The sequence below is a fragment of the Bradyrhizobium sp. CIAT3101 genome (assembly GCF_029714945.1).
Classification (GTDB): Bacteria; Pseudomonadota; Alphaproteobacteria; order Rhizobiales; family Xanthobacteraceae; genus Bradyrhizobium.
Window position 1 is genome coordinate 4237435 of the sequence record NZ_CP121634.1, and the last position, 22601, is coordinate 4260035.

Consider the following 22601-nt stretch of genomic DNA (forward strand, 5'->3'; position numbering starts at 1 on the left):
AGAGCATGATCCTTCCTGCGCTGTTCTTCTATCTCTTCGCCGGCGTCTGCGTCGCCTCGGCGGTGATGGTGATTGTCTCGCGCAATCCCGTTCACTCCGTGCTGTACCTGATCCTGGCCTTCGTCAACGCCTCCGGCCTGTTCGTGCTGATGGGCGCCGAATTCCTCGCGATGATCCTGATCGTCGTCTATGTCGGCGCCGTCGCGGTGCTGTTCCTGTTCGTCATCATGATGCTCGACGTCGACTTCCTCGAGCTGCGCGAAGGCTTCATCCAGTACCTGCCGGTGGGTGTCGTGATCGGCGGCATCTTCCTGTTCGAGCTGCTTTTGACCGTCGGCGCCTGGGTCATCAACCCGACCGTGAGCAAGACCATCACGGCGCCGATCCCGACCAACGTGTCGAACACCGAGGCGCTCGGCCTGGTGCTCTATACGAAGTATGTCCACTACTTCCAGCTCTCGGGCATGGTGCTGCTGGTCGCCATGATCGGCGCCATCGTGCTGACGCTGCGCCACAAGGCGAGCGTGAAGCGGCAGGACATCAACGTTCAGAACGCACGCACGCCCGAGATGGCGATGGCGATGCGCAAGGTGGCACCGGGGCAGGGGCTTTCGGACGCCGACGCGGCGGAGTGGGTGAAATGACGATCGGGCTCGGACATTATCTGGCGGTCGGCGCGATCCTGTTCACGCTCGGCATCCTCGGCATCTTCCTGAACCGCAAGAACATCATCGTCATCCTGATGTCGATCGAGCTGATCCTGCTCTCGGTCAACGTCAACCTGGTGGCATTCTCGACCTTCCTCGGCGACATCGTCGGCCAGGTCTTCGCGCTGCTGGTCTTGACCGTTGCGGCCGCCGAAGCCGCGATCGGTCTCGCCATCCTGGTGGTCTATTTCCGCAACCGTGGCTCGATCGCGGTTGAGGACGTCAATCTGATGAAGGGCTGAGCGCAGTCATGGTTCAGGCAATCGTTTTCCTGCCCCTGCTGGGCGCCATTCTGGCCGGGCTCATCGCCCTGGCCGGCGCGCATGCCCGCAACCCCTCGGGCGACGAGGTCGAGCATCACGGCGATCACGGTCACGGCGATGCGCACGCATCGGCGGCTCATGACGATCATGGCCACGACGATCACGCCCATGACGACCACGGCCATGGTCCGGTCGAGCCGGCGGCCGCCGGTTCGCGCGGCGCCGAGCTGATCACGACCGGACTGCTGTTCGTGGCGGCCGCGCTGTCCTGGATGACGCTGGTCGACGTCGGCTTCAACGGCCACGACGCCCGTATCCAGATTCTGCCCTGGATCTTCTCCGGCGAGCTCGAGGTCTGGTGGTCGCTGCGCGTCGACACGCTCACCGCCGTGATGCTGGTGGTGGTGACGACCGTATCCTCGCTCGTGCACCTCTATTCCATCGGCTACATGGACGAGGATCCGTACCGGCCGCGCTTCTTCGGCTATCTCTCGCTGTTCACCTTCGCCATGCTGATGCTGGTGACGGCGGACAATTTGGTGCAGCTGTTCTTCGGCTGGGAAGGCGTGGGTCTGGCGAGCTATCTGCTGATCGGCTTCTGGTACCAGAAGCCGTCGGCGAACGCCGCCGCCATCAAGGCCTTCGTGGTCAACCGCGTCGGCGATTTCGGCTTCGCGCTCGGCATCTTCTCGATCTTCATGCTGACGAGCTCGACCGATTTCGAGACCATCTTCCATGCAGCTCCGGGCCTCACCGGCAAGACCATCGACTTCCTCGGCTGGCATGCCGATGCGCTGACGCTGACCTGCCTCCTGCTGTTCATGGGCGCGATGGGTAAATCGGCGCAGTTCCTGCTGCACACCTGGTTGCCGGACGCGATGGAAGGCCCGACGCCCGTGTCGGCGCTGATCCATGCCGCGACCATGGTCACCGCCGGCGTGTTCATGGTGGCGCGCCTGTCGCCGCTGTTCGAGCTCGCCCCGAACGCCCAGGCCGTCGTGATGTTCTTCGGTGCCACCACGGCGTTCTTCGCCGCGACCATCGGTCTCGTCCAGAACGACATCAAGCGCATCGTGGCGTACTCGACCTGTTCGCAGCTCGGCTACATGTTCGTGGCGATGGGAGCAGGGGCCTATTCGGTCGGCATGTTCCATTTGTTCACGCACGCCTTCTTCAAGGCGCTGCTGTTCTTGGGCTCCGGCTCGGTGATCTACGCGATGCACCACGAGCAGGACATCCGCAACATGGGTGGCCTCTGGAGGAAGATCCCGTACACGTTCGCGGTGATGACCGTCGGCACGCTGGCGCTGACCGGCTTCCCGCTGTTCGCCGGCTACTTCTCCAAGGACGCGATCATCGAGGCGGCCTATGCCTCGCATAACCCGTTCTCGACCTACGCCTACCTGATGACGATCGTGGCCGCGGGCCTGACCTCGTTCTATTCCTGGCGTCTGGTGTTCAAGACCTTCTTCGGCGAGCCCCACGACCAGGAGCACTACGAGGCCGCGCATGAGAGCCCGATCTGGATGCTGATCCCGATCGGCGTGCTGGCGGTTGGATCGGTGCTGGCCGGCTTCCCGTTCAAGGAGCTGTTCACCGGTCCTCACGGCGTGGAGGAGTTCTTCCGCGAGTCCGTGAAGATGAACCCGCATATCCTCGAGGATATGGAGCACATGCCGCATCTGTTGGGCTGGCTGCCCTTCGTGATGATGGTCGGCGGCTTCCTGGTCTCCTACACCTTCTACATCCGCAAGCCGTACCTCCCGGTCGAGCTCGCGAACACGCAGCCTATGCTGTACCAGTTCCTGCTCAACAAATGGTACTTCGACGAGCTCTACGATTTCATCTTCGTCCGTCCGGCGAAGTGGATCGGCTACCAGCTCTGGAAGAAGGGCGACGGCTTCATCATCGACGGCTTCGGTCCCGACGGCATTTCGGCCCGCGTGCTGGACATCACCCGTAACGTCGTGAAGATCCAGACCGGCTATCTCTATCACTACGCATTCGCCATGCTGATCGGCGCCGCCGGCCTGATCACCTGGTTCATGTTCGGCTTTGGAGGCCAGTAAATGACAACCTGGCCCATCCTTTCGGTCACGACGTTCCTGCCGCTGGTCGGCGCGCTGATCGTTTACCTGAGCCGCGGCGATGACGAGGCGGCCCGGCGCAACTCGCGCTGGATCGCGCTGTGGACCACGCTGATCACCTTCGCGGTGTCGGTGCTTCTGGTCATGCGCTTCGACCCGTCGAATGCGGACTTCCAGTTCGTCGAGAAGGCGAGCTGGCTCGCCACCGGCATCACCTACCACATGGGCGTGGACGGCATTTCGCTGCCGCTGGTGATCCTCACCACCGCGATCATGCCGTTCTGCATCATCGCGAGCTGGAAGGCGATTTCGAACCGCGTCCGCGAATACATGATGGCGTTCCTGATCCTGGAAACGCTGATGATCGGCACCTTCTCGGCGCTCGATCTCGTGCTGTTCTACCTGTTTTTCGAAGGCGGCCTGATCCCGATGTTCCTGATCATCGGCGTCTGGGGCGGTCCGCGCCGGGTCTACGCGTCGTTCAAGTTCTTCCTCTACACGCTGCTCGGCTCGGTGCTGATGCTGCTCGCCATCATGGCACTGTACTGGAACGGCGGCACCACCGACATCCCGACCCTGATGCATACCGCCGTGCCGCGGTCGTTGCAGACGTGGGCGTGGCTGGCCTTCTTCGCCTCGTTTGCGGTGAAGATGCCGATGTGGCCGGTGCACACCTGGTTGCCTGACGCGCACGTCGAGGCGCCGACCGCGGGCTCCGTGGTTCTGGCCGCGATCCTGCTGAAGATGGGCGGCTACGGCTTCCTGCGCTTCTCGCTGCCGATGTTCCCGCTCGCCTCGCACGACTTCGCGCCGCTGATCTTCACCATGTCCGCGATTGCCATCATCTACACCTCGCTGGTGGCGCTGATGCAGGAGGACATGAAGAAGCTGATCGCGTACTCGTCGGTCGCGCATATGGGCTTCGTCACCATGGGCATCTTCGCCGGCACCATGCAGGGCGTCGCCGGTGGCATGTTCCAGATGATCTCGCACGGCATCGTCTCCGGCGCGCTGTTCCTCTGCGTTGGCGTGGTCTACGACCGCCTGCACACCCGCGAGATCGCGGCCTATGGCGGCCTCGTCAACCGGATGCCGCTCTACGCGCTGACCTTCATGATCTTCACCATGGCGAACGTCGGTCTGCCCGGCACTAGCGGCTTCGTCGGCGAGTTCATGACGCTGCTCGGCACCTTCAAGGTCTCGATCCCGACCGCGTTCTTCGCCACCTTCGGCGTGATCCTGTCGGCCGGCTACGCGCTGTGGCTCTACCGCAAGGTCGTGTTCGGGGCGCTGGTCAAGCCGACGCTGATGAGCATGAAGGATCTCACCCTACGTGAATGCGTGACGCTGTTCCCGCTGATCGCGCTGACGATCCTGTTCGGCGTCTATCCGAAGCCGGTGCTCGACATGTCGGCCGCCTCGGTCCAGCAACTCGTCAATAATTACAACACCGCTGTGACGGCCGTGAAGGCCGCCGCACTGCTCCAGTGATCGGGCAGGTCAGGATATCGCCATGAGCTTTACGACTGCAGGTTATCAACTGGCGCCGGTGTTGCCCGAGATCGTGCTCGCGATCGGCGCCATGGCGCTTCTGATGCTCGGCGCCTATCGCGGGCAGGGCACCACCAGCGCGGTCACCACGCTCGCGGTGCTGCTGCTGATCGTGGTCGGCGTGCTCGAATACATGCTGCCCGCCGGCAAGCAGGTGACGTTCGGCGGCAGCTTCATCGTCGACGATTTCGCCCGCTTCATGAAGATCCTGGCCCTGATCGGCTCGGCGGTGACGCTGGTGCTGTCGACCGAGTTCCTGTCGGATCCGTCGCGCCGCATCTTCGAATACGCGATCCTGGTGCTGCTCTCGACGCTCGGCATGATGGTGCTGATCTCGGCCGGTGACCTGATCTCGCTCTATCTCGGCCTCGAATTGATGTCGCTCGCGCTCTACGTCGTGGCGGCCTCGAACCGCGACAATGCCAAGTCGACCGAAGCCGGTCTGAAGTACTTTGTGCTGGGCGCGCTGTCCTCGGGCATGCTGCTGTACGGCTCCTCGCTGGTGTACGGCTTCACCGGCACCGTCAGCTTCGCCGGCATCGCTACGGCTGCGACCGCCGCGAATGTCGGCCTCGTGTTCGGCCTGGTGTTCCTGCTCGCCGGCCTCTGCTTCAAGGTCTCGGCCGTGCCGTTCCACATGTGGACGCCCGACGTGTACGAAGGCGCCCCGACGCCGGTCACCGCCTTCTTCGCGTCCGCGCCGAAGGTGGCTGCACTCGCCGTGTTCACCCGCGTTACGCTGACCGCATTCCCGGGCATCGTCTCGCAGTGGCAGCAGATCCTGGTGTTCGTGGCGATCGCCTCGATGGCGCTGGGCTCGTTTGCCGCGATCGGCCAGAGCAACATCAAGCGCCTGATGGCGTACTCCTCGATCGGCCATATGGGCTTCGCGCTCGTCGGCCTTGCCTCCGGCACGGTCGAGGGCGCGCAGGGCGTGCTGATGTACATCGTGATCTATGTCGCGATGACGCTCGGCTCGTTCTCGGTCATCCTCGCCATGAAGCGTAACGGCCAGGCCGTCGAGAAGATCAGCGACTTCGCAGGCCTGTCGCGCACCAACCCGCTGCTCGCCTTCATGTTCGCGATGCTGCTGTTCTCGCTGGCGGGCATTCCGCCGCTCGCCGGCTTTTTCGCCAAATGGTACGTCTTCGTCGCCGCCATCAAGGCGAATTTGTTCACGCTCGCCGTGATCGGCGTGCTCTCCAGCGTGGTGGGCGCCTACTACTATCTCACCATCGTCAAGACGATGTACTTTGATGAACCGGCCGGCCAGGTCGATCCGATGCGCGCCGAGGTCAAGACGGTGCTGGCGGTTGCGGGCCTGTTCACAATTCTGTTCGCGCTGTTCGCGGGTCCGGTGGTGAACGTCGCCTCCGCCGCCGCAAAATCGCTGTTCTAGGATGGGGTTCGCGCTCGGTCCTCGCGCAATCGCGGCGGGCTACAAGCTCGCAGCCCTGGAGCGGACCGGCTCGACCAATACCGATGCCATCGAGGCGGCTCGCGCCGGCGAGCGCGGCCCGATCTGGTTCGTCACGGATGAGCAGACGGCCGGCCGCGGCCGCCGTCAGCGGCCCTGGATCGCGCCGAAGGGCAATCTGGCAGCCAGCGTCCTCGAAGTCCTCGACATCGCGCCGGCGGTGGCTGCCACGATCGGTTTTGCCGCGGGACTGGCCGAGGAGGCTGCGCTGGAGAAAGTCAGCCTCGAGGCTGCGCTGCGGCTCGGCCCCGACCGTCCCCGATACGCCCTGAAATGGCCGAACGACGTCCTTGCCAACGGCAAGAAGCTGGTCGGCATCGGGCTGGAGGCCGAAGCCGTCGGCGATCGCCTGGCCATCGTCACAGGCATTGGCACCAACATCGTGGCGGCGCCCGAGGGCACGCCGACGCCGGCGGTGTCGCTGGCAGCCCTCGGCGTCCAGATCAGCGCGGAAGAGCTGTTCTCGGCCCTGTCGGACGCCTGGGTGGAATTCCGCGGCATCTGGGACAATGGCCGTGGCTTTGCCGAGATCCGAAAGCTCTGGCTGGAGCGCGCCGCGCGCCTTGGCGAGCCGATCGCGATCCACACGGGAACCAAGGTGCTGGAAGGTATTTTTGACACGATCGACGACACCGGCTGCCTGATCGTCCGCACCGCGGATGGCCGTCGCGTGCCGATCGCCGCGGGCGAGGTGTTTTTTGGCCCGGTTCGTTCGGTGGGAGCTGCGTGATGGCGAGACCCGACGAACTGGTTTTTGCGCCGCTCGGCGGCGTCGGCGAGATCGGCATGAACCTGTCGATCTACGGCCTCGGCAATCGCCACCAGCGTTCCTGGCTGGCGGTCGATCTCGGCGTTTCCTTCGGCGACGAGGAGCATCTGCCCGGCATCGATTTGATCATGCCGGACATCAGCTTCCTGGAGAAGGAACGCAAGAACCTGATGGGCCTGGTGCTGACCCACGCCCATGAGGACCATTTCGGCGCCATCATCGATCTCTGGCCGCGGCTGAAATGCCCGATCTATGCGACGCAGTTCAGCGCCGCGCTGTTCGAGGCCAAATGCGCCGCCGAGCGCAACGCGCCCGTGATCCCCGTCACCGTGGTCCCGTCAGGCGGGCGCATCGATGTCGGTCCCTTCAACGTCGAGTTCATCCCGGTCGCGCATTCGATTCCGGAAGCGCATGCGCTGGCGATCCACACCGAGGCCGGCGTGGTGCTGCACACCGGCGACTGGAAGATCGATCCGACCCCGACGCTCGGACGTCCGACCGATGAAAAGCGGCTGCGCGAACTCGGCGAGGAGGGCGTGCTCGCTCTCATCGGCGATTCCACCAACGCGGTGCGCGATGGCCGCTCGCCGTCCGAAGCCGAGGTCGCGCGCACCATCATCGACCTGGTGAAGGCGGCCAAGGGCCGCGTCGCGGTCACGACCTTCGCCTCCAACGTCGCCCGCATCAAGGCCGTCGCCGATGCCGCGAAGGCCGCCGACCGCGAGGTCGTGGTGGTCGGCCGCGCCATGGAGCGCGTGGTGCAGGTCGCGCGCGAGACCGGCTATCTCGATGGCGTCCAGAATTTCCGTTCGCCCGAGGTCTACGGCCATCTGCCGCAGGACAAGGTGCTGGCGCTCTGCACCGGCAGCCAGGGCGAGTCCCGCGCGGCGCTGGCCCGCATCGCCAATGACGACCATCCCGAGATCACGCTGAACCGCGGCGACAGCGTGATCTTCTCCTCGCGCACCATCCCCGGCAACGAGAAGGCCGTGGGCTCGATCATCAATAATCTGGTGCTGCAGGGCGTCGAGGTCCTCACCGACCGCGATCATCTGGTCCACGTCTCCGGCCATCCCCGCCGCGACGAGCTGCGCGACATGATCTCCTGGGTGAAGCCGCAGCTCCTGATCCCCGTCCATGGCGAGGCGCTGCACCTGAACGAGCACGCCAAGCTCGCGCGTGCCGCCGGCGTGCCGCGCGTGCTGGTGGTCCGCAACGGCGATATGGTCAAGCTCGGCCCCGGCGATCCCGGCGTGGTCGGCGAGGTGCCGTCGGGCCGGCTCTACAAGGACGGCACCATCCTGGAGGATTCCAAGTCCCGCGCCGTGGTCGAGCGCCGCCGCATGGCGTTCTCCGGCTGCGCCTTCGTCGCCATCGCCATGACCGCGCAGGGCGAGCTTGTCGACGAGCCCGAGGTCGATCTGATCGGCATCCCCGAGAAAAACCGGGCGGGGGAGCCGTTCGACGACATCGTCTTCGACGCCGTGATGTCCACCATCGAGGGCCTGCCGAAGGCGCGCCGCCGGGATCCGGATGCACTGGCGGAATCGGTGCGACGCGCCGTCCGGGCCGTCATCAACGAACATTGGGGCAAAAAGCCCCCCTGTCTGGTCCACGTCCTGACGGTGTAGATTAAGCGTGGTCTTCGGATCACGCGCTGAGGGAGAAGAAACATGCTGGGTCGCCTCAACCACGTCGCGATCGCGACCAGGGATGCCGTCAAGTCCGCAAAAATCTACGGCACGGCGTTCGGGGCGCAGATTTCGGAAGCCGTGCCGCTGCCCGAGCATGGCGTCATCACCGTGTTCGCGACGCTCCCCAACACCAAGATCGAATTCATCGAGCCGCTCGGCGAGGCCTCGCCGATCGCGAAATTTCTTGAGCGCAATGCCGACGGCGGCATCCACCACATCTGCTACGAGGTCGTCGACATCATCGCCTCGCGCGACACCCTGGTGAAGGAGGGCGCCCGCGTCCTCGGCGACGGCGTGCCGAAGATCGGCGCCCACGGCAAGCCGGTGCTGTTCCTGCACCCGAAGGACTTTTCCGGCGCGCTCGTCGAAATCGAGCAGGCGTAAGATCGCCCCATGGCCATCCAGATTTCAACCGCACTCGCGATCTACTTCGTCATCTGGTGGATCGCGCTGTTCCTGACGCTGCCGTTCGGCGTGCGCAGCCAGCACGAGGACGGCGTCGGCGCGCCCGGCACCGACCCCGGCGCACCTGTCCTGACCGGCATGAAGCGCAAGCTGATCTGGACCACGATCATCTCGGCCATCATCTACGGCATCGGGGTCGCGGCCTATCAGGCCGGCTATCTCTCGATCGAACGGCTGTCGAAATTGATGGGGATGCCGTTTTAGCGATTTTGCCGGATTTTTCGCGTTGCGTCGTTGTTGGGGGAACGAATGACTTTTCAGAGGATCGTCGTCGCGCTTCTGGTGCTGATCGTCGCCGGTCTCGGTGCCATTGGCTATGTCGAATGGAAGATCGCCGTGCAGGCGCGAACGCTGAAGGCGTTCGTCGAGGGTTACGTGTTCAACGAAGCCGTGATGGCCTGCGAGCAGGCCAAGAGCTCGACGCCGTTCAAATGGAACGGCGGCAAAAGCACCTCGGTGATCGGTCTGAACTCGGTCAAGCTCGATAAATACACCGTTAGCGCCAGCTACACGCTGGTGGCGGACAACGTCTATTGCGATTACGATCCGATCAAAAGAAAGGCCGAGATCGGCTCGAGCTTCCTGGAGCGGGAGTAACGATCCGGCCATCGAGCATGGGATGGGATCGTCATGGCGCAAGGGCAGGCGGGGGATTACCGGATTCTTCAGGAAGCGGCCTTGCGGGACTATCTCGCGGGCCTGCCTGACATCGCGGCACTGCTTGGCGGCGCGCCGGCCGCCTGGGGGATCACCGAGGTCGGCGACGGCAATCTCAACCTCGTCTTCATCGTGAAAGGCGCCAGCGGCGGCACCGCCGTGAAGCAGGCGCTGCCTTACGTTCGCCTGGTCGGCGAGAGCTGGCCGCTGCCGCTGTCGCGGGCCCATTACGAATATCTCGCGCTGTCCCGGCAGGCCCAGCTCGTGCCCGGCCTCGTGCCGGCCTTGCTGCACCACAACGAGACGCTGGCACTCACGGTGATGGAGCTGCTCGAGCCCCATATCATCATGCGCAAGGGGCTGGTGGCTGCGACGTCCTATCCGCGCTTCGTCGATGACATCACGACGTTCATGGCGCGGACGCTGTTCTTCACCTCCGACCTCGCGCTCACGGCCGCGGAGAAGAAGGAGGCCATCGCCGCCTTCGCCGGCAATCATGCGCTGTGCAAGATCACCGAGGATCTGATCTTCACCGATCCCTATCGCATCGCCGAGCAGAACCGCTGGACGTCGCCGTATCTCGACGGCCTGGCCGCGTCCTTGCGCGAGGACATGGAGCTGCATGTCGCGATCTCCCGGCTGAAGCTGAAATTCATGGCGAGCCCGGAAGCACTGCTGCATGGCGATCTCCACACCGGCTCGATCATGGTGACGGCGGCAGAGACGCGGGTGATCGATCCGGAATTCGCCTTCTACGGCCCGATGGGTTTTGACGTCGGCGCGGTGCTGGCCAATCTGCTGATGGCCTATTTCGCCTCTGCCGGCCACGAGCGCACGCCGGGCGAGCGCCGCGAATTCGAGGGCTGGGTGCTGGAGACGGTCGACCAGGTCTGGAATGAGTTTTCGCGAAAATTCCTCGACCTCTGGCGGTCGGAGGCCCGCGGCGATGCCTATCCGGTCTCGCTCTTTGCCGGCGAGAAGGGCGCGATGCGCCTCGAGGCCGAGCGGCAGGCCTACATGCAGCGCCTGTTCACCGACACGGTCGGATTCGCCGCCGCCAAAACCATCCGCCGCATTTTCGGCCTTGCCCACAACATCGATTTCGAGCTGATCGAGGATCCGAAGGTGCGGGCGGTGAGCGAGGCCCGCGCCGTGCGGCTCGCGCGCGGGATGATGGTGGAGGCGGTGGCGTTTCGAACCATCGCCGACATCACGGGGGCTGCCCGGAAGCTGGGGGATTGGCAGCCGGAGTTGTCAGGCTGACGGAGAGAGAGCGTCGCGCGCCTCAATACAGCCGTATCGGCAGCGGCGCGCCATCCGGGCCGACCAGCAGGCCCCAGGTCTCGTTGGCTGCGATCTCGAGCTCCCGGCTCCGCGCAGCGCTGCCCTCGGCCTTGACGGTGATCTTGTGCTTGCCTGACGGCAGATCGAGCTTTGGGATATCGGACTTTTCGCTCGCCGCATCGTCGGTGTGGGTCAGTTTTTCTCCCGCGTGCGCCACCAGCCTGACGGTTCGCTCATTGACGGTGATAACTGCCGCTTTATCCGTCTCGTTGCCGAGCATCAATTTCACTTGCCCCGGTTTTGGCGCGATGCCCGCCGTTACCTTCCACCGCTTGCGCAGGGAAAGGTCGGCGATGGTCTTGTTGTCCTGGCGGACGAGCCGGAGCGTCGCCGGTCCGTCCGACGTCGTGAAAGCGATCTCGGCCCTGTCGGGCGCGATGAGCGCGCCGTTCGTCTCGGTCCAGCCACGCTGTCCGAGCGAGGCGCGATAGAAGTCGAGCACGGCTGCGAGATCGAGCGGCGTCTCGACATGCGCCGACCTGATGAAGGACGCGTTCTTCGTGGTCATCAGGTCCCAGCCGGCCGGCAGCGGCAGACCGGCGTCGTCGGACATTTTGGCCTCGAAGGTCCGGCCTGCGGCCCGTGCCAGATACCCGAGAGCGCCGCAGATCAGGCGTTCGCCGAGAGTGTCCGGGACGCAACGGTTCCTGGTCGCCCACCAGGTCTGGTCGACGGCCGTGTCCAGGCCCGTGCTGCGATACCAGCCGACGTCGATGCCGTCAGCGGGGCCCGGATCCGGCGTAACAGGGATCGCCATCGCCGCTGTCGCGGCGACCAGACTGCCCACGAGCAGGATACCTAGCATTCGGCGTTTCATTTTTTCCGCGATCCCTGGGGCTCAGACAACGATCCTGAGCTTGGTCGCGTCGATTGCGAAAAATGTTCACTGTTCCCATTGCGCGATGACGCACCGCGTCAATCGGTGGCTTGCATCGCCGGGGACGCAAAACGAAGCTTGCGTTCGACAGGCTGTGAATGATCAAATCCCTGATCGGAATACCTGCATTAGGGGACACATGATGTTCAGGATGTTGGCGATCGTCGCGGGCCTGGGACTGGCGCTCGCCGCCCCGGCAGAAGCCCAGACGCCGCGCAAGGGCGGAACCATCCGCATGACGGCGCCCTATGGCTCGAGCTTCACCAGTCTCGACATTCACACCACCCAGCGCGCCCAGGACGAGATCTACGCCAAGGGCCTGCATCGCTCGCTCTACATCTGGGACTCCGCGGAAGGAAAGCCGGTCCCTGAACTCGCGAAGGAGGTCATCGTCTCCAGCGGGGGGCTCGTTCAGACCTTCAAGCTCCGCGACGACGCCTATTTCCACAACGGCCGCAAGATGACGGCTGACGACGTGATCTGGTCGTTCAACCGCATCATGGACGGCACCAAGGCCTATCCCGGTGCGCGCTATGTTCGCGTCATCGAGGGCGCGGCCGCGGTCGAGAAAGGGCAGGCGAAGGAAATCTCCGGCCTGAAGAAGATCGACGATTTCACGGTGGAGATGAAGCTGACCGAGAAGGTCGAGCCCGGCTTCTACTTCTTCACGGCGCTGACCTCGATCTACCCCGCCGACGAGGCCGCCAAGGACAGCTTCATCCAGCATCCGATCGGCCTCGGCCCGTTCAAGTTCGTCGAGCACGTGCCGGGCTCGCGCATCGTCATGGAGCGGTGGGACAAGTTCTACAAGCCCGGCAAGCCCTACGCCGACAAGCTGATCGTCTCGATCATGGGCGAGGCGGCGGCCCGCGACGTCGCCTTCCGCAACAAGGAGATCGACACCTCCGTGCTCGGGCCGGCGCAATACGTCGCCTATCAGACCGACCCCAATCTCAAGGGCACCATCGCCGAGGTCGCCGAGGTCTTCACGCGTTACATGGGCATGAACCCCAACTTCAAGCCGTTCTCCGACAAGCGCGTCCGGCAGGCGATCAACTACGCGATCGATACCGATTTGATCATCAGCAAGCTGGTCAAGGGCAAGGCCTATCGCGCCACCAGTTGGCTGCCGCTGACCTCGACCGCCTACGACAAGACGATGAAGCCGTACCCCTACGATCCCGCCAAGGCCAAGCAGTTGCTCGCTGACGCCGGCTACGCCTCCGGCTTCGAATTCGAATGGACCACCAGCCAGAACGAAAGCTGGGGCCTGCCGATCGTCTCGGCCGTCATTCCGATGCTGGACAAGGTCGGCATCAAGGTGAAGGTCAAGCAGGTCGAGGCTGCCGTGCTGTCGGAGGTGGTCCGCACCGGCGACTACCAGGCCTACATCTACTCGCAACAGACCGGCCCGGATCCCCAGGCCGCGCTGAAATGCTTCCATTCGTCGACGCCGCAATCGGCCTGCAACTACATGATCTTCAAGAACCCCGAGTTCGACAAGATCATGGACGAGGCAGGGCAGGCCGACGATTCATCCAAGCGCACCCAGCTGCTGCAAAAGGCCAACGCGCTGCTCTACGAGGAGGCGCCGGTCTGGTTCTTCAACTACAACAAGGCCGTCATGGCCGTGCAGCCCTGGCTCCATGGCGTTCAGCTCAACGCGACGGAGCTGACCCATCAGAACGTCGAGGAGCTCTGGGTCGACGAGACCTCGCCGGCAAAGTAACACGCGTTCTCGTGCTCCCTTCATCGCCATGAGCGATGAAGGGAGGGAAGAAAGTGCCGATGCTCTCCTTCCTGATCCGTCGCCTTCTGCAGACCATTCCGACCGTGCTGGCCGTCGTGCTGCTGGTCTTCGTGCTGTTCAGCGTCGTTCCCGGCAGCATCGCCTCGACCATGAGCGACGACGTCGATCCCCAGGTCGAGCTGCGCCTGAAGCAGCAGCTCGGCCTGAACGATCCCGTCTATGTGCGCTTCGGCAATTACATCGCCAAGCTCGCGACCGGTGATTTCGGCACCTCGTTCCGGACGCGCGAGCCGGTGACATCGATGATTGCCAAGCGGGCCTGGCCGACGTTGCAGCTGATCTTCACGGCGATGGCATTTGCGGTTCTGCTCGGCGTGCCGCTCGGTTTCGTCGCCGCATTGCGGCCGGGCGGTCTCGTCGACACGCTCGCAATGGTCGTGGCGGTGTCCGGCCTTTCCATCGCCAAATTCTGGCTCGGATTGGTGATCATGTACGTCTTTGCGTTGAAGCTCGGCTGGCTGCCGAGTTTCGGCTATGGCGATGGCGGCCTGAAATATCTGCTGCTGCCGGCCTTGACGCTCGGCGTCTCGCCGATGGCGCTGTTTGCCCGGACGACGCGCGCCGCCGTCCTCGAGATCATGACGGCTGATTTCGTCCGCACCGCGCGCTCCAAGGGCATGAGCGAGACGCGCGTGGTGAAGTGGCACGTCATGCGCAACGCGCTCGTCATCATTCTCACCACCGTCGGCCTGCAATTCGGCGGGCTGATGGGGCAGGCGGTCGTGGTCGAGAAGCTGTTCTCCTGGCCGGGCATCGGCTCGCTGCTGGTCGACAGCGTCCTGCAGCGCGACATTCCCGCCGTCCAGGGCTCCATTCTCGTGGTCGTGCTGGCCTTCCTCGCGATCAATTTGCTGATCGATCTGCTCTACGGCGTGATCGATCCCAGGATCAGATACGCATGAAGCTGCGCGCCAACCTCATCATTGGCGGCGCGTTGTTTGCGCTCGCCATCCTGGTCGGCGTGCTCGCGCCCTGGCTGGCGCACACCGATCCCGTCCTGGACGCCAACCTCATGAATGCGGAGGAGCCGCCGAGCTGGACCTGGTGGTTCGGCACCGACGACCAGGGCCGCGACATCTATTCCCGCGTCGTCTACGGCGCCCGCGTCTCACTGACGGTCGGCATCGTCTCGCAGCTCATCAACAGCGTCATCGGCGTGGCGCTGGGCCTCAGCGCAGGCTATTGGGGCGGCTGGTGGGACGACGTCGTCAACGCCCTGACCAACGTCATGCTGGCGATCCCCTCGCTGATCTTCGCGCTGGCCATCATGGCGGTGCTTGGCCCCGGCCTGACCAGTCTCCTGATTGCACTCGGATTGACCAACTGGTCCTTCACCTGCCGGATCGCGCGGGCCTCGGCGCTGTCGCTGAGGAGCCAGGGCTATGTTCAGGCCGCCACCGTGCTCGGCTACGGCGATCTCCGCATCATGATCACGCAGTTGCTGCCGAACATGCTGGGACCGATCGTCGTCATCGGCACGCTCGGCATGGGCAGCGCGGTCCTCTCCGAGGCCGCCTTGTCGTTCCTCGGCCTCGGCGTTCGGCCGCCGTTTCCGAGCTGGGGCAGCATGCTGTCGGATGCCCGCGACCAGATCACGACGGCGCCGTGGCTTTCGATCTTCCCGGGGCTGGCCATCTTCCTGACGGTGCTCGGCCTCAATTTGCTTGGCGATGGCCTGCGCGACATCCTCGATCCCCAGTCGCGGAGCCGGCGCACATGACCGGCGCGCCCCTGATCGAAGTCGAGGATCTCCGCATCGATCTCGACGATGGAACGAAACGCGTTGCGGCGGCCGAGAGCATTTCGTTTCGCATCGATCGCGGCGAGACGTTTGGCCTGGTCGGCGAATCCGGCTGCGGCAAGAGCATCACGGCGCTCGCCTTGATCGGCCTGCTGCGGCCGCCCTTGTCGATCGGAAGCGGCGTCATCCGCTTTGACGGGCGCGAGATCCAGCACCTCTCGGCTGCCGCCCAGCGCGACCTGCGCGGCAATCGCATCGCCATGATCTTCCAGGAGCCGATGACGGCGCTGAACCCGGTCTCGCCCGTCGGACGCCAGATCGCCGAGATGTTCGTGCTGCACAAGGGCAAGAGCTGGCGCGAGGCCAACCAGCTCGCGGTCGAGGCGCTGGCGAGCGTCCGCGTGCCTGCGCCGGAGCGGCGCGTGAACGATTACCCGCACCAGCTCTCCGGCGGCATGCGCCAGCGCGTCATGATCGCCATTGCGCTGGCCTGCGGTCCGGATCTCCTGATCGCGGACGAGCCGACCACCGCGCTCGATGTCACCGTGCAGGCCGAGATCATCGAGCTGATGCGCAATCTCTGCGCCGAACGCGGTACGGCCATCCTGATGATCAGCCACGATCTCGGCCTGGTCGCCAATGTCTGCCGCCGCGTCGCTGTGATGTATGCCGGCCGCATCGTCGAGGAGCGCGGCTCCGCCGACATTTTTCGCACGCCCTCGCATCCCTATACGCGGGGCCTGGTCGACTCGCTGCCGCGACTCGGCAGCCGCGCAGCACTTGGCCGCAGCAGGCTCAAGGAGATCGCGGGCGTCGTCCCGGCCATCACGAACTTCCCTGATGGCTGCCGGTTCAATCCGCGCTGCGCCAACGCGACCGAGATTTGCAGGAGCGTCGTGCCGGCGGCGGATGTTCTGGAGTCGGGCGGTTTGGTGAGGTGTCATCACCATGCATGAACCCCAGAGCAGGCCCGGCGAGGGAAGGGCGGACGACGATCTCATCCTCAGCGTCGAGGATCTCGCGGTTCATTTTCCGATTGGTGGCGGCCTGCTCGACCGCGGCCGGCGGGTGCTCCGTGCCGTTGACGGTGTCGATCTCAAGCTGAAGCGCGGCGAATGCCTCGGCCTCGTCGGCGAGTCCGGCTCCGGCAAATCGACGGTCGCCCTGTCGATCCTTGGTCTGCTCACCCCGACGCGCGGCCGCATCGTGCTGGACGGGCAGGTTGTGACCAACAGGCAATCCGGCGACCGCAAATCGCTCGCCCGGACCGTCCAGATCGTCTTCCAGGATCCCTACGCCTCCCTCAATCCGCGCCAGACCGTTCGGCGTACGCTGGAAGATCCCTTGCGCGTGCATGGTGTGACCGCGAGAAGCGAGATCGAGGACCGCGTCGCGACCATGCTGCGCCATGTCGGCCTGCGGCCCGAACAGGCCGACCGCTACCCCCACGAATTCTCCGGCGGCCAGCGCCAGCGCATCGGCATCGCCCGCGCGCTGATCCTCAACCCCAGGATCGTCATCTGCGACGAGCCGGTCTCGGCGCTCGACGTCTCGATCCGCGCCCAGATCATCAACCTGCTGCTGGAGCTGAAGGAGACGCTCGGTCTCTCCTACATCATGATCAGCCACGACCTCGGCGTCGTCGAGCACATGAGCGACCGGGTCGCCGTGATGTATCTCGGCCGCATCGTCGAGAACGGCGACTGGCGGGAAATTTTCGAACGGCCGGCGCACCCCTATACGCAAGCCCTGATCGCGGCCATCCCCGATCCCTTGCACCATGCCCCGCTGGCGACGACTGGCGGCGATCTGCCGAACCCGCTCAATCCGCCGAACGGGTGTGCGTTCAGCCCGCGATGTCGGTATGCGGAAGATGTGTGCCGTCACGAGCCGGGGCCCGTGCTGGAGACGCGGCCCGATGGGCATGCGGTGCGGTGCTGGCGAGCTGAGGCGATTGCGGGTCGGGTGGCGGTGTCGACTGAAGGCGCGCATCCGTAGAATGCAGACGACGCGAATTTCTGGCGAGGCACGTGTGCCGCCGTTGATGGGTCAATCAGCGGCTACCCGATTGCCGGCGGATATCCTCCAAAATGCCGCGCATCAGGCCGATCTCTTTGCCGAAGCCTGTCCAATCGCCGGATTTTAACCGCTCCATGGCGTGATTATAGTGATCGAGCGCCTCCTGTGCGCGCCTTGCCGCGGCCTCATCGCCGGGCGATTCCGCGGTCGCAGCCGGCGCCGACGCAGCTCCGTCGTCCACGAAGAGTGCCGACAGGGCCTCAGCAAGTGTTTCCCTCATGACGACATGCTCGCCATCGGCGGCAATCACCCGCTTGAGCTCCGGCAAATGTCCTTGCTCGGCCCGCAGATACAGCGGCGACACGTAGAGAATCGAATTCTCGATCGGGATCACGAGCAGATTTCCCCGGATCACCCGCGACCCCATCTGGTTCCACAGCGATATCTGTTGGGAGATCTCGGTGTTCTGATGAATTCGCGCCTCGATCTGGAACGGTCCGTAGACCAGCTTCTCCTTGGGAAATTCGTACACGACCAGCTTGCCATAGCCGGGCTCGTCGCAGCGCGCGGCGAGCCATGCGATCATGTTGTCGCGACGGCTCGGCACCATCGGGATCATGATGAAGAACTCGGCTTGTGCCTCTCCGGGCAGCCGCATGATGATGTAGTAAGGGACCATCGTGGTGATGCCGTCCATTGAAGAGACGCCGTCACCGGCCGGCTGACGCGGAAATTGCCAGAGGTCCTCGCGGTTATAGAAAACATCGGCCGCTTCCATGTGGTAGGTCTGGAAGAGCCGCGCCTGGATCAGGAAGAGGTCTTCGGGATAGCGAATGTGCTTCTGAAGATCGGACGGCATGGCCGCGAACGGCTTGAACAGGTCCGGGAAGATTCGTCGATAGGTCGCGGCGATCGGGTCCGCCGGGTCCATCAGGTAAAAGTCGACGGTGCCGTTGTAGGCGTCGATCACGACCTTCACCGAATTGCGGATATAGTTGAGGTTGAGGCCGGGCGCAGGCTGTGCGTAGGGAAAATATTCGCTCGTCGTGTAGGCGTCCTGCATCCAGAACATCCGGCCCTCGCTGACGACCAGATAGGGATCGCGATCGAGCGCGAGGAACGGGGCGATCGTGCCGACCCGCTTCTGGATGTTGCGTCGGATCATGATCCGGCTGTCGTCGCCGATGTAGTCTGACAGCACCAGGTTCACATCGTTGAAATGGTGGGCGAAGATCAGTCTCCGCACCATGCCCGACAGCGGCACGCCGCCGGAGCCGTCATAGGACGCGTAGACATTGTCCTTTCCCTTGGGATAATCGAACTCCGGCACGGTTCCCTTGACGATGACGTAGTCCTCGGTCTGCTGGCCGTAATAGATGCGCGGCTCGTGAATGGCGGGACCGCCGTGCGCGACCGGAGGAATGTCGTGCAGATAGAGCAGCGGAAGTCCTTCACCGCTCTTCTGGGTGACCGGACTCATCACCACGCCATTGCCGTGGGTGAACAGGATATGGCGGTTGACCCAGGTTTGCGCGTTGGATGGCAGCAGCGCAGAATTCAGCTCGCGGCCTGAGATCATCACGCTTTGGTAGGTATCGCCTAACCAGTAGCGATCGACATCGAGATCGCGCAGTTTGTAGTAGGTGCGTATCTCCTGCAGTTGCGCGTAGGTGTCGGCCAGGGGTTGCCAATCCCACAGCCTTATATTTTCGATGGTGGCCTTGTTGGCCTCGAGTGTCCGGAAAGTCAGGTTCTGTTCCGCAGGGAACGGCTTCGGAACGATCCGATTGAGATTGTAGGCTTCGCGGGTCAGGGCAATGTTGCGTTCGATGTAGGGCCGCTCCCACTCCAGCTCGTTCGGCCCGACGTAGAAGCGCTGAAATACCGCGGGGACGATGCCCGACAGCAGCAAGGCGCCGCCGAACAACAGCACAATCGCGGCGGTGGGAAGGCGGTAGGTTCGCACCCACAGGTTCGCGCATGCCGCCAAGGCGGCGACGATCGAAAGTGCGATCAGCAGCCACAGGACCGGCAGCTCCACATTGACGTCGGTGAAGCCCGCCCCGACCACCACGCCATTGTCGCCGTACAGCAGGAGATAGCGGTCGAGACTGTAGGACCACGCCTTCACGCCAAAGAAGAGGCCGAGAAGCGCCGAACCGTGCGAGATCGCTGCTGGCGATACTTGTTGGGCTCTGTCTTCGATGTCGCCAAACACCCAGTAGATCGATCCGGCGAACAGTGCGCCCGTGAAGAGCATCAGCAAGGCCCAATTCTTCACGGCCACAAAGGCGGGCAGGGAGAAGAGGTAGAAGCCGATATCCTTATCGTATAAGGGATCGTTGGTGCCGTAGGGCACCTGATAGATGAAGCGCAGCAGAGTGCTCCAGCTGCCGACTTCGCCCCAGGCGACGAACAGAGCGAAGAGGCCGCTGCCCGCGCCGATCACGATGCGCCAGGGCAGCCGCTCGCGCAGGAATTCCAGCGGATCGGGCGGCGTCACGGCGGCCGCAAACGTCGGGGCGAAGGCGGCCGGCGGCCGGCGTCGGCGCCCGGCGAGGCCAAGTGCAAGGCGCGCGTTTGTCCACAAGATGGCGACGCTCGCCGCGAAAACAACGAGGAAGACGGCGGCTTTCGCGCCGATCGTGGTCCAGAAGATCTGCCTGTAGCCGATCGACGAGAACCACATCCAGTCGACCAGGACGTCGCCGGCGAGAGCGAGCAGGATCAGGCCGATTACGGCGATGATGGCCGCGATGATGAATCCCACCACGGCGCCTCGCCCTGGTGCCTTCCGTTCGGGTCCGGAAATCCCGATCGTCATCATGACACTATAGCAGAACGACAGACGTGGCGCGCCTGTCGTGGGGGGCGCCGCACCTGCTTTTTGCTCCGCCGAGCTACAATAGGTGGGTACCCACACCAGACGGCGCGTCGAACTCGGAGGGCGCGCGAGGTCTTGGGGGCTGCGAGGACGTGACGCCCCGCCGCTAGCGGCAGAATGCTGATGCGCTCGGCCACGCGGGCTTGCGAGGAACCGGAATCTTGATCTGGATCAAGGTTCTGGGGTCCGAGCGACGCAATCAAATGCCTATGGACTCCCTGATCTATCTCGTCCTCGGACTGCTCGCCGGCTTGATCGGGATTTCGGATCACGGACAAACGGGAACAGGGAGTCCGGCTCTACGTCGCGCTTGTGTTCGTTGGAGTAACTGTTCTCACGTCTCCTCGGCGCCGATTGACGCGGGAAGGTGTCGGTAGCACTGGCCTCTCGACACCAATCGGCCGGGCAAGCGTTTGCTCTGCTGATCGAGCCGCACAGGTGCAATGGTGGACACCCGTTGATCTAGATCAATCGTGAGTCGGCGTGGCGGGCAAGCTTTTGCGATTGCGGATGGTATTGGCACGCCCGGCAACCATTGCTGAACGCGCGCTTGGCAGCCCGAGCGGGAAGCACCCATGGAAGATCCATTCCTGAACTACTTCGCGCTCGGTCTGCTGTTCTTTGTGATCATAGTTCTGTGCTACGGCATCATCGCGATCCATGACATTCCGGCACGCCTTGCCAAGGCGCGTCATCACCCGCACGAAGATGCCATTCATGCGGCCGGCTGGATCAGCCTGTTCATGCTGCATGTGCTGTGGCCGTTCCTTTGGATCTGGGCGATGGCCTACAAGCCGGACCGGGGCTGGGGCTTCGGTTCAAAGCCGGGCGAACCGGCTTCGCCGGCGCAAGCCGTGGCGGAGCTCGACGAACTGAAGCGTCGGCTTGCGGTCGTCGAGTCCAAACTCGGACTTCGAGAAGAGCGGCGGCCCGAACTTGTGTCCGAGCCAGCGGTCTCGTTGGTCGAGAAACAGAACGTTCCAGATGCAACGGCAGCTCCTGCTACCAGTCTTGGGGTATCGCGATAATCGGTTTTCTCTCCGGAGCACGAACGGGAGGCCCGCGATGGAGATATTGCTCACCCTGACCTATGTGGCGCTGTGTTATGCCGTGTTCAAACTGTTTCGGATTCCGGTCAATCAGTGGACGCTTGCGACCGCGGCGCTTGGCGGCATTTTCGGCCTTTCGCTGCTGTTCATCACGATGGCCTACAATCACCCGTTCTCCACCAACGCCCGCATCTATTTCACCGTCACGCCGATACTTCCCGGCGTTCGGGGGCGGGTGATCGAAGTGCCTGTGGAGGACAAGACCAACCAGCACCTCGAAGCCGGCGAAGTTCTCTTCAAGATCGATCCGAAGCCCTATGAATACGCCGTCGCCGAGAAGCGAGCGGGACTTGCGGATGCGGAGTCCAGCGTTGCCCAGCTCAAGGCATCCGTCGATCAGGCGACTGCGACGGCGGAAAAGGTCAAGGCGGAACGCGACCTTGCCGAAACCAACTATGAGCGACAGAAGGAGCTGTTCGACAAGAATGTCGTAGCCCAGGCGACTCTCGATACGGCGACCCGAAACCGTGATGCGGCGAACCAGGCACTGGCTGCGGCTAGTGCGGCGCAAGACCGCGCGCGGCAGGCCTATGGCGCGACGGTCGACGGCGAGCACTCGGCCGTGGTCCGGCTACGCAACGAACTCGCTGAAGCGGAATATCATCTGAGCGAGACCGTAGTGAGGGCGCCGACCAGCGGATTTGTCACCGAAGTCTCCTTGCGGCCGGGCATGTATGTCGGAGCGACAACGGTTCGGCCGGTCATGATTTTCGTCAATGACACCTTGCGGGACCGCGCATTGGCGGCTGCTTTCCAGCAGAACGCGCTACAGCGCGTCCAAGCGGGCGATGAAGCTGAAGTTCTATTCAAGGGGATACCTGGCCGGGTGTTCAAGGCCAAGGTCCGTCTGGTCATCGACGCGATTGCGGCCGGGCAGCTGCAGGCGACGGGCTCGTTGCAGGAGATCAGGGGTGAGTTACCTGGAGACCGGGCCTTGGCAGTCATCGATGTTGTCGATGACATCTCCGGCTATCAGATTCCACTTGGGTCGGCAGGCGAAGCCGCGATCTATACCAGCCACGTTCACGAGCTATCGCTTTTGCGCAAAATCCTGCTCCGTATGCGGAGCTGGCAAAACTATGCCTTCTTCGAAGCCGCGTAGCCGAACGTCGACGCTGGCGGCGCTCCAACTCTTTTCGCTGTCTTG

General features: G+C 63.8%; 20 protein-coding genes. 18 read left to right on the forward strand and 2 right to left on the reverse strand.

What is annotated here, in order from left to right:
- The first annotated feature begins 5 nt into the window (after window positions 1-5).
- Genes QA645_RS19975 through mtnK form a run of 11 tightly spaced genes read left to right on the forward strand, consistent with a single transcriptional unit; the run spans window position 6 to window position 10933 of the window.
- The gene (locus tag QA645_RS19975) at window positions 6-644 is read left to right on the forward strand and encodes an NADH-quinone oxidoreductase subunit J (protein WP_254131863.1); all 639 of its coding nucleotides are present in this window, start codon (window positions 6-8) and stop codon (window positions 642-644) included.
- The gene (gene nuoK, locus QA645_RS19980; protein WP_008136131.1) at window positions 641-949 is read left to right on the forward strand and encodes an NADH-quinone oxidoreductase subunit NuoK; all 309 of its coding nucleotides are present in this window, start codon (window positions 641-643) and stop codon (window positions 947-949) included. Before QA645_RS19975 ends, nuoK begins: the two co-directional genes overlap by 4 nt.
- Window positions 950-957: 8 nt before the next feature.
- On the forward strand, window positions 958-3039 hold the full coding sequence (gene nuoL / locus QA645_RS19985; RefSeq protein ID WP_283052480.1) for an NADH-quinone oxidoreductase subunit L: 2082 nt from the start codon (window positions 958-960) through the stop codon (window positions 3037-3039).
- Window positions 3040-4548, forward strand: a complete 1509-nt coding sequence (locus QA645_RS19990; RefSeq protein WP_254193979.1) for an NADH-quinone oxidoreductase subunit M — start codon at window positions 3040-3042, stop codon at window positions 4546-4548.
- A gap of 22 nt (window positions 4549-4570) precedes the next feature.
- Window positions 4571-6007, forward strand: coding sequence for an NADH-quinone oxidoreductase subunit NuoN (nuoN, locus tag QA645_RS19995; RefSeq protein WP_283052482.1), 1437 nt, complete (start codon window positions 4571-4573; stop codon window positions 6005-6007).
- A 1-nt stretch (window position 6008) separates the two neighbouring features.
- Window positions 6009-6815: a biotin--[acetyl-CoA-carboxylase] ligase gene (locus QA645_RS20000; RefSeq protein ID WP_283052485.1), complete on the forward strand. Its 807-nt coding sequence runs from the start codon at window positions 6009-6011 to the stop codon at window positions 6813-6815.
- Entirely contained in the window at window positions 6815-8485 is a 1671-nt protein-coding gene (locus tag QA645_RS20005) for a ribonuclease J (RefSeq protein ID WP_254193977.1), read from the forward strand. Before QA645_RS20000 ends, QA645_RS20005 begins: the two co-directional genes overlap by 1 nt.
- A gap of 42 nt (window positions 8486-8527) precedes the next feature.
- On the forward strand, window positions 8528-8932 hold the full coding sequence (gene mce / locus QA645_RS20010; protein WP_283052487.1) for a methylmalonyl-CoA epimerase: 405 nt from the start codon (window positions 8528-8530) through the stop codon (window positions 8930-8932).
- Window positions 8933-8941: 9 nt separating this feature from the next.
- A complete protein-coding gene (locus tag QA645_RS20015) occupies window positions 8942-9217 on the forward strand; it encodes a DUF1467 family protein (RefSeq protein WP_254131856.1) in 276 nt (91 codons plus the stop codon).
- A 45-nt stretch (window positions 9218-9262) separates the two neighbouring features.
- Window positions 9263-9610, forward strand: a complete 348-nt coding sequence (locus QA645_RS20020) for a hypothetical protein (protein ID WP_254131855.1) — start codon at window positions 9263-9265, stop codon at window positions 9608-9610.
- Between the two features lie 33 nt (window positions 9611-9643).
- Window positions 9644-10933, forward strand: coding sequence for an S-methyl-5-thioribose kinase (mtnK, locus tag QA645_RS20025; protein WP_283052500.1), 1290 nt, complete (start codon window positions 9644-9646; stop codon window positions 10931-10933).
- A 22-nt stretch (window positions 10934-10955) separates the two neighbouring features.
- Here the strand turns inward: mtnK and QA645_RS20030 are convergent, their stop codons facing one another.
- Window positions 10956-11831, reverse strand: a complete 876-nt coding sequence (locus tag QA645_RS20030) for a hypothetical protein (RefSeq protein ID WP_283052502.1) — start codon at window positions 11829-11831, stop codon at window positions 10956-10958.
- 199 nt (window positions 11832-12030) lie between these two features.
- Here QA645_RS20030 and QA645_RS20035 point away from each other — a divergent pair, with 199 nt between their 5' ends.
- Genes QA645_RS20035 through QA645_RS20055 form a run of 5 tightly spaced genes read left to right on the forward strand, consistent with a single transcriptional unit; the run spans window position 12031 to window position 17440 of the window.
- Window positions 12031-13620 (forward strand): ABC transporter substrate-binding protein, encoded by a 1590-nt coding sequence (locus tag QA645_RS20035; protein ID WP_283052505.1) that lies wholly within the window; start codon window positions 12031-12033, stop codon window positions 13618-13620.
- Between the two features lie 59 nt (window positions 13621-13679).
- Window positions 13680-14603 carry an ABC transporter permease gene (locus QA645_RS20040; protein ID WP_254196257.1) on the forward strand — a complete coding sequence of 308 codons (924 nt, stop codon included), beginning with the start codon at window positions 13680-13682 and terminating at the stop codon, window positions 14601-14603.
- Complete coding sequence (locus QA645_RS20045) at window positions 14600-15421, forward strand: ABC transporter permease (RefSeq protein WP_254193973.1); 822 nt, start codon at window positions 14600-14602, stop codon at window positions 15419-15421. The genes QA645_RS20040 and QA645_RS20045 overlap by 4 nt, the downstream gene beginning before the upstream one ends.
- On the forward strand, window positions 15418-16398 hold the full coding sequence (locus tag QA645_RS20050; RefSeq protein ID WP_283052507.1) for an ABC transporter ATP-binding protein: 981 nt from the start codon (window positions 15418-15420) through the stop codon (window positions 16396-16398). Before QA645_RS20045 ends, QA645_RS20050 begins: the two co-directional genes overlap by 4 nt.
- Window positions 16391-17440: an oligopeptide/dipeptide ABC transporter ATP-binding protein gene (locus tag QA645_RS20055; RefSeq protein WP_283052509.1), complete on the forward strand. Its 1050-nt coding sequence runs from the start codon at window positions 16391-16393 to the stop codon at window positions 17438-17440. The genes QA645_RS20050 and QA645_RS20055 overlap by 8 nt, the downstream gene beginning before the upstream one ends.
- A gap of 55 nt (window positions 17441-17495) precedes the next feature.
- Here QA645_RS20055 and QA645_RS20060 read toward each other — a convergent pair whose 3' ends face one another.
- The gene (locus tag QA645_RS20060; RefSeq protein WP_283053268.1) at window positions 17496-20285 is read right to left on the reverse strand and encodes a UPF0182 family protein; all 2790 of its coding nucleotides are present in this window, start codon (window positions 20283-20285) and stop codon (window positions 17496-17498) included.
- Window positions 20286-20920: 635 nt separating this feature from the next.
- Between QA645_RS20060 and QA645_RS43355 the strand changes: the two genes are divergently transcribed.
- Window positions 20921-21373, forward strand: coding sequence for a DUF3302 domain-containing protein (locus tag QA645_RS43355; RefSeq protein ID WP_349253186.1), 453 nt, complete (start codon window positions 20921-20923; stop codon window positions 21371-21373).
- The gene (locus QA645_RS20070; RefSeq protein WP_283052510.1) at window positions 21330-22556 is read left to right on the forward strand and encodes an HlyD family secretion protein; all 1227 of its coding nucleotides are present in this window, start codon (window positions 21330-21332) and stop codon (window positions 22554-22556) included. The genes QA645_RS43355 and QA645_RS20070 overlap by 44 nt, the downstream gene beginning before the upstream one ends.
- Window positions 22557-22601 lie beyond the last annotated feature (45 nt).